General features: G+C 70.1%; 3 protein-coding genes and 1 pseudogene. 2 read left to right on the top strand and 2 right to left on the bottom strand.

Annotation, left to right across the window (positions count from 1 at the left end):
* Nucleotides 1-305: helix-turn-helix domain-containing protein (locus tag ABD369_RS40145; RefSeq protein ID WP_344641586.1), on the bottom strand; the 305-nt coding region annotated here is incomplete at its 3' end.
* Complete coding sequence (locus tag ABD369_RS40140; RefSeq protein WP_344641585.1) at nt 302-1,381, bottom strand: tyrosine-type recombinase/integrase; 1,080 nt, start codon at nt 1,379-1,381, stop codon at nt 302-304. The genes ABD369_RS40140 and ABD369_RS40145, both read right to left, overlap by 4 nt.
* 577 nt (nt 1,382-1,958) lie before the next feature.
* On the opposite strand from ABD369_RS40140, the gene ABD369_RS40135 reads away from it, so the two are divergent.
* Together ABD369_RS40135 and ABD369_RS40130 are read left to right on the top strand one after the other, a co-directional pair.
* Nucleotides 1,959-3,122 carry a beta-propeller fold lactonase family protein gene (locus ABD369_RS40135; RefSeq protein WP_344641584.1) on the top strand — a complete coding sequence of 388 codons (1,164 nt, stop codon included), beginning with the start codon at nt 1,959-1,961 and terminating at the stop codon, nt 3,120-3,122.
* Nucleotides 3,123-3,853: 731 nt separating this feature from the next.
* Nucleotides 3,854-3,951 (top strand): annotated as a pseudogene (locus ABD369_RS40130) (IS5/IS1182 family transposase); the annotation flags it as partial.

The raw sequence follows: 3,951 nt of genomic DNA, 5'->3' as shown, positions 1-3,951 counted from the left end.
CGCCCGTCGCGGCGGCGGGGCACCACCGCCGGCCCCGCCGCCGCGACGACGGCACGCCCGGTCTCCTGCTGCCCGGGGCGGGAGACCTTCTCCGGCTCGGGGATCAGCAGGTCGGCGATCTCGCAGCCGAGCACGACGCAGATGACGTCCAGGTCCTCCAGCTTCAGGGAGACCGGCTGGCCGCACCACAGGCCGGACATCTTCCCGGCGGAGACGACCAGACCGTGCTCTGCCAGGCTCCGCTGCAGCTCGGATGCCTTCCAGATGCCCTTGTTGGCAGCGGTCAGCCGCAGGTTCCACTTCATCCCATCAGTCCTTCCAGCCGCTTCGCGGCCCGTTGCTGCCCGGCCGTCCAGGCGTCCTCGACCCTGGTCTGCTGGACGTGGACGTACCGCATCGTCGTGGCGATCCAGGAATGTCCCAGAACCTCCTGGATTGCGAGCAGGTCCAGGCCGCCCGCATAGAGCTCGGACGCGCAGAAGTGCCGCAGGACATGCGGCGTCAACTTCTCTGCCCAGCACGGAAGATGAGCCTCGACGGCGACAGCCAGACCGTTCCGCAGGGCGTCGTCGCCCACCCGGCGCGACGATCCGTCGGCGTTCCTGCGCTCGGAGGGGAACAGCGGGGTGCCGGGGCGGGTGTGGTCCTCGTCGAACTGGCCCCAGACGTCCTCGATGAACCACCGCAGCGTCCGGTCCGCACCGTTGATCAGCGGCACCATCCGCTCGCGCGGCCCCGAGCCGCGGGCGCCCTTGCCGAGGCGGACGTGGAGCTTGCCGAACCGGCCCAGGTGCCACTTGATGTCGGTGAGGTCGAGCCCGCACGCCTCACTCACCCGCAGTCCGACCTGGGACATCAGCTTCGCGGCGGTGTAGTTCCTGGCGGTGGGGGCGAACTTGCGGCAGGTCGCCAGCTCGCCGCCCCAGCCGGTGAACAGCTGGCCGATCTCCGGAGCGGTCGGCGGGATCCGCAGCTGGGCATCCCTGGAGCCACGCGGGCGGTTCATCTCGTCGATCGGGCACTCGACGACCCGGCCGGTCATCCGGTGGATCTCGACCTTGTGCCGCAGCTCCAGGAACAGGAAGTACGTGCTCAGGGCCTGGGAGCGAGCCAGGTGGGTGCCGCTGGGCGAGCCCCGCAGCACCCGCCCGAAGTACGCGTCCGCGTCGGCCGGCTCCATGTCCCACAGCGGGCGGCCGAACCAGGTCCGCACCTGCTCCAGATGCCCGACGTCCCCGCGGATCGTCCCGTCCGTCAGCCCCGCCGACGCCCGGGCCAGGACGAAGCCGGCCAGCACGTCGGTCTCGAACCGCTCCAGCTCCTCCGCCGAGGCCGGATCCCGGTACTCGCGTAGGTCCCGCACCACCGCCAGCGCCGCCAACTCGCGCCTCCTCGCCTTCGACCGGACCGCAGATCGGTCGCACGAGCTGAGAACGCTTCAGGAATCCCGAAGTTACGTCACAGCCCAGCGGAGCACTCGAAGGAGGAAGAAGCCCCTGGCCACGGCCTCGGTCACTCAGCGGGGCTCAAGAGAACTCGCGGGATGTCGCACACATGCGGGCCGGATCACGCGGATGGAAAGTGTCGAACCATCATATTCCTCGCAAATGTGTTTACTCTGACGGCACGGTGGCCTGTGGCCCATCGAGGTCCTGTCAGCGCGGTGGCGAAACCGCCCCGACCGGTAAGGGCGAAGACGCGCCGGCGATGAGACGCGAAAACACGCGACCCGGGCACGGCCCACGGCCGTGGGCCCAGGTGGTGGCCGTGGTGGGGCCGGCCCTGTCGGCCGCGTGCGCCGTCGTCGTGCGGGCCGTTCCGACCCCGGGGCCTGCGTCGCCACCCTTCCGGTTCTTCGAGCGAGAGGTACGGCGATGCTGAGTTCTGGGAAACGACGCCTGCCCGGCCCGGCACGGCACGATACGGGCCCGGGCCGGGCCCTGCGATGGAAGACCTGGGTGCGCGCTCTGATGGCGGGACTGATCGTGCTGGGGGCCGTGGCACTGCCGGTGACGGCGGCCGCCCCGGCCCACGCTGCGACGTCGGGGACCTTCGCGTACGTCGCCAACTTCACCACGAACAACGTGTCGGTGATCAACCTGTCCAGCAATACGGTCACCACCACCATCCCCGTCGGCACCAACCCGTTCGCGGTGGCGGTCGCCCCGGACGGCACCACCGCCTACGTCACCAACAACGCCGCGGCCTCGAACAGCGTGTCGGTGATCAACACGACCACCAACACCGTCACCACCACCATCCCCGTCGGCACCAACCCGGCCGGGGTGGCGGTCGCCCCGGCCGGCACCACCGCCTACGTCGCCAACTCCAACTCGCACAACGTGTCGGTGATCAACACGGCCACCAACACCGTCACCACCACCATCACCGTCGGCGCCGGCCCGTTCGGAGTGGCCTTCACCCCGGACGGCACCACCGCCTACGTCACCAACATCGTTGACAACACGGTGTCGGTGATCAACACGGCCACCGACACCGTCACCGCCACCATCGGCGTCGGCACCCAACCGGTCGCGGTGGCCGTCAGCCCCGGCGGCACCACCGCCTACGTCGTCAACCAGGGCTCCAACAACGTGTCCGTGATCAACACCGCCACCAACACCGTCACCGCCACCATCGGCGTCGGCACCACCCCGCAGACGGTGGCGGTCAGCCCCGACGGCGCCACCGCCTACATCTCCAACCTCAACTCGAACAGCGTGTCGGTGATCAACACGACCACCAACACCGTCACCACCACCATCCCCGTTGGCGTCCACCCCTTCGGGGTAGCGGTCAGCCCGGGCGGCACCCGCGCCTATGTCACCAACGAGTTCGACGGCACCGTGTCGGTGATCAACACCGCCACCGACACCGTCACCGCCACCGTCCCCGTCGGCCCCCGCCCCTTCGGGATGGCCACAGCCAGGGTCCCGGTCGTGGCCACGGCCAGCTGCCCGACCGGCCACGTGATCACCGGCGGCGGATACCAGCAAAGCGGCGGCGCCGTCCCACCCACCGAGGTCACCAGCCGGCCCGTCGGCAACACCTGGCAAATCTTCGCCGACAACCAGAGCACCAACTCCACCACCGTCACCCCCTACGCCGTCTGCGGACCCTGACACGCGTGCCCCCACAACCGGCGCCGCCGTGGCGGCCGCGGGGACACGGCCGGTGAGGCCGTAGCGCCACCAGACCGGTCCCATCGGCGGACCCCGCGACGCTCGGCAGGCGCCTTGCCGCTGCGGGCATCCCCGCTCTGCGCGGGCGCACCGCCGCCCTGCGGCAACTCGTCCTGCAGGCGCCCCCGTCCGTGGTCGCCGCGAAGCTCGGCTACCACACCGTCCACGCCGAAGCCCTCGCCGCCGAGGCCGACAGCACCTGGAAGAAGTACGCCCACGGCGACCACTGTCGGTGACATCGCGGGCCGCCAGGCTCATGAACTCAGATCAGTCGATCACAGACTCCTACCAGTACTGGACCCCGAGTACCACGCCCCGACGGACTGGGACCAGGCGTACGCGGTCGGCATCGTGCTGCGCCACGCCGCACACGGTGCCTCCGTGTGGTTGGACAAGGGCACAACCGTCCGCATCGCGTGGAACCCGTCGCCCGCAGGCGGCCGACCCGCGCCGGGCGGACCGTTCCTCTCCCTCGCCCCCGCTCGCTAACACCGTTGGCTGCGCTCGTCGGGCCGCAGCCGCTCGCGGCGCGACCGCAGCAGGTCGCCGAGCTCTCTGGCCCGGGCGGCCGTTTCCGACATGGGTTCCTGGTACTCCGATTGCTAGTAACAGCGAGCTGTGGTTACCACCTTAGACCGACCGGCAAATGGTGGGTGGGGCAGCCCAGGCGGGCCGGTCGGACCATCCGGCGCCGCGTCAAGCAGTGGGCTGAACTGGGGATATCCGAGAAGGTCCATGCCCTTGCACTCGAGGCCTACGACCGCATGAT

It is taken from the genome of Kitasatospora cystarginea, assembly GCF_039533515.1.
Taxonomy (GTDB): domain Bacteria; phylum Actinomycetota; class Actinomycetes; order Streptomycetales; family Streptomycetaceae; genus Kitasatospora; species Kitasatospora cystarginea.
This window is presented reverse-complemented; position numbering and strand designations above follow the sequence as displayed.